Genomic DNA, 3,221 nt, shown 5'->3' with positions numbered 1-3,221 from the left:
GGGCAATCTGGAAGAGGATCACTGGGAGTGGCACGCCTACGACACCGTGAAGGGTTCCGACTACCTGGCCGACCAGGATGCCGTGGACGTGCTGTGCAAGGAGGCCATCGACACGGTCATCGAGTTGGAGCACATGGGGCTGCCGTTCGACCGCCTGCCCAACGGCCGCATCTCCCAGCGCCGCTTTGGCGGCCACACCAACAACGAGACGGGCAAGCCGGTCATGCGCGCCTGTCACGCCGCCGACCGCACCGGCCACATGATCCTGCAAACGCTCTACCAGCAGTGCATCAAGAACCGGGTCAACTTCTTCGACGAGTTTCACGTCGTTGACCTGATCCGCATGGGCGACACGGTGCGCGGCGTCATCGCCTACGAGATCGCCACCGGCGAGCTGCACGTCTTCCACAGCAAGGCCGTCCTCTTCGCCACGGGCGGTTGGGGGCGCTGCTGGGAAGTGACCTCCAATGCCCACTCCCTGACCGGCGACGGCACGGCCATCTGCCTGCGCAACGGCGTGCCGCTGGAGGACATGGAGTTCTTCCAGTTCCATCCGACTGGCATCTACAAGCTGGGCATCCTCATCACCGAGGGCGTGCGCGGCGAGGGCGGCATCCTGCTGAACGGCAAGGGGGAGCGCTTTATGGAGCGCTACGCCCCATCGATCAAAGACCTCGCCAGCCGCGACGTGGTCAGCCGGGCCATCTTCCTGGAGATTCAGGCCGGCCGGGGCGTCAACGGCCAGAACTACGTTCACCTGGACGTGACGCCGGAGACGGTCAACAAGTATCTGGCCGAGGCGGGCGAGACGCGGCGCATCGACCGCCACTACATCGAGTCGAAGCTGCCCGACATCGCCGACTTCACGCGCACCTACCTGGGCATCGACCCGGTGGAGGAACCCATGCCCATCCAGCCCACGGCCCACTACGCCATGGGCGGCATCCCCACCGACCTGGACGGCCGGGTCATCCTGGGCGCGGAGAAGCGGGTGCTGAACGGCCTCTACGCCGCCGGGGAGTGCGCCTGCGTCTCCGTCCACGGCGCGAACCGGCTGGGCACGAACTCGCTGGTCGACCTGGTGGTGTTCGGCCGGCGGGCCGGCCGCCACATCGTCGAGTACTGCCAAGGGGCCGAAGGCGGCCGGCTGGCGACCGACACCGGCCGCGCGGTCTACGGCGAACTGGAGCGCATCCGCAATGGCTCCGGCGGGGTCAAGCCGCACACGCTGCGCCGCCGCATGCAGCAGACGATGACCGAGAACGTCGGCGTGTTCCGCACCGAGGAATCGATGAGTAAGGCGGTGGAGGACTTGCGCCAGTTGCGCCACGAGTACGACACCCAACTCCAGATCGACGACAAGGGCCGCCAGTACAACACCGACCTGCTGGAGGCGTGGGAACTGGGCTGCCTGCTGGAACTGGCCGAGGTGACGGCGCTGTCGGCCTGCGCCCGCCAGGAGAGCCGCGGCGGCCACGCCCGCGACGACTTCCCCGAGCGCAACGACGAGGTATGGCTGAAGCACTCGCTCTGCGCCCGCGACGAGAAGGGGGCGTACTCGCTGGACTACAAGCCGGTCGTGCTCGGCCGCTACGAACCGAAGAAGCGCGTCTACTAGGAGGCACACGATGCAAGCCAAGCTGCGAATCCGGCGCTTCAACCCGGAAACCGACAAGAAGCCCTGGTGGGGCGAATACACGCTGAACGACGTGCTGCGGACGGACACCGTGCTCGACTTGCTGCACCGCGTGAAGTGGGAGCAGGACGGCACGCTGACCCTGCGCCGCTCGTGCGCCCACGGCGTCTGCGGCTCCGACGCCATGCGTATCAACGGGGCCAACGCCCTGGCCTGCAAGACGCTGGTCAAGGAGTTGGGCGGCAAGGGGGAGACGATCAAGATTCAGGTCGAACCCATCCTGGGGCTGCCGGTGGAGAAAGACCTGATCGTGGACATGGAGCCGTTCTTCGACCACTACCGCTCGGTCATGCCCTTCCTGATCAGCGACCAACCCGTGCCGGCCGACGGGCGGGAGCGCCTGCAATCGCCGGCCGACCGGGAGCGGTTCGACGACACGACGAAGTGCATCCTGTGCGCCGCCTGCACAACTTCCTGCCCCAGCTTCTGGGCCGACGGGCGCTACGTGGGGCCGGCGGCCATCGTCCAGGCCCACCGCTTCATCTTTGACTCGCGCGACGAGGGCTTCAACGACCGGCTGGAGGTCATGGCCGACACGTTCGGCGTCTGGCGCTGCCGGACGATCTTCAACTGCACCAACGCCTGCCCGCGGGAGATCAAGGTCACGGAGGCTATCGCCGAAGTCAAAATGGCTATCACCGCCGGTAAGGTTTAAGAAGGAAGAATCCGTAGATTACGCAGATTTGGCAGATTTTCTTCCTTAATCTGCGAAATCTGCGTAATCTGCGGATTCTCTTCTTGCGGCCAGCCGCTCCAGCACGACCTGCCGCACCTCGGCTTGCACAATCTCCGGCGGGCGGTCGGCGTCGATGAGACGCCAGCGAGCGGGGTCGGCAGCCATGAGGGCGTGATAGCCGGCCCGCACGCGCTGGTGGAAGGCCAGCGCTTCCAGGTCGAGGCGGTTCATCTCCTCCCCTTCGACGCGCCGCCGGGCCAGGCCGCGGGCGGCGTCGATGTCCAGCAGCAGGGTCAGGTCAGGCGTCAACCCCCCGGTAGCGTAGGCTGTTAGCCTGCGCAGATCGTCCAGGTCTAGCCCCCGCCCATACCCCTGATAGGCCATCGTGCTGTCAGCGTACCGGTCGCACAGCACGATTCGCCCGGCGGCCAGCGCCGGGCGAATGCGTTCGGCCACGTGCTGGGCGCGCGAGGCGGCGTAGAGCAGCACCTCGGTCGTGGGGTTCATGGCCGTGTTGGCCGTGTCGTGGAGCACCGCGCGAATCTGGTCGCCGATGGACGTGCCGCCCGGCTCGCGGGTCAGAAGCACGTCGTAGCCGCGCTCCCGCAGAAAAGAGGCCAGCGGCCGGATCTGGCTGCTCTTGCCCGCGCCTTCGGGGCCTTCCAGGGTGATGAACATGGGTTACAGAGCAGGGGAGCAGGGGGGCGGGGGAGCGGGGGTGAAAGAAGCGCCGGCCTGCCGGCTCTTTCTCCCCTGCTCCCCCGCACCTCCGCTCCCCTGCATGCTTGTGCTACTACTCGTTGCGAGCCGTATTAAAGACGCGGACGTGCCGGTAAGGCTCGCGGCCGT

At 66.8% G+C, this 3,221-nt stretch carries 3 protein-coding genes; 2 read left to right on the top strand and 1 reads right to left on the bottom strand.

The features are described 5' to 3' along the window. Both sdhA and ACE3UY_RS00860 read left to right on the top strand, forming a co-directional pair. Positions 1-1,618 (top strand): succinate dehydrogenase flavoprotein subunit (sdhA, locus tag ACE3UY_RS00865; protein WP_374685668.1); only part of this gene is annotated, 1,618 nt, incomplete at its 5' end. 10 nt (positions 1,619-1,628) lie between these two features. After that, complete coding sequence (locus tag ACE3UY_RS00860; protein WP_374685667.1) at positions 1,629-2,351, top strand: succinate dehydrogenase iron-sulfur subunit; 723 nt, start codon at positions 1,629-1,631, stop codon at positions 2,349-2,351. Positions 2,352-2,396: 45 nt separating this feature from the next. Here the strand turns inward: ACE3UY_RS00860 and tmk are convergent, their stop codons facing one another. Further along, on the bottom strand, positions 2,397-3,050 hold the full coding sequence (gene tmk / locus ACE3UY_RS00855) for a dTMP kinase (protein WP_374685666.1): 654 nt from the start codon (positions 3,048-3,050) through the stop codon (positions 2,397-2,399). Positions 3,051-3,221 lie beyond the last annotated feature (171 nt).

Source organism: Promineifilum sp. (SeqCode) (assembly GCF_041918635.1).
Lineage (GTDB): Bacteria > Chloroflexota > Anaerolineae > Promineifilales > Promineifilaceae > Promineifilum.
Note: the sequence above shows the minus strand (reverse complement) of the source record. Positions and strands in the feature narration are given on the sequence as shown.

Coding starts and splice junctions, on each gene's coding strand:
- ACE3UY_RS00860 (WP_374685667.1), top strand. CDS start 1,629: ATGCAAGCCAAGCTGCGAATCCGGCGCTTCAACCCGGAAACCGACAAG.
- tmk (WP_374685666.1), bottom strand. CDS start 3,050: ATGTTCATCACCCTGGAAGGCCCCGAAGGCGCGGGCAAGAGCAGCCAG.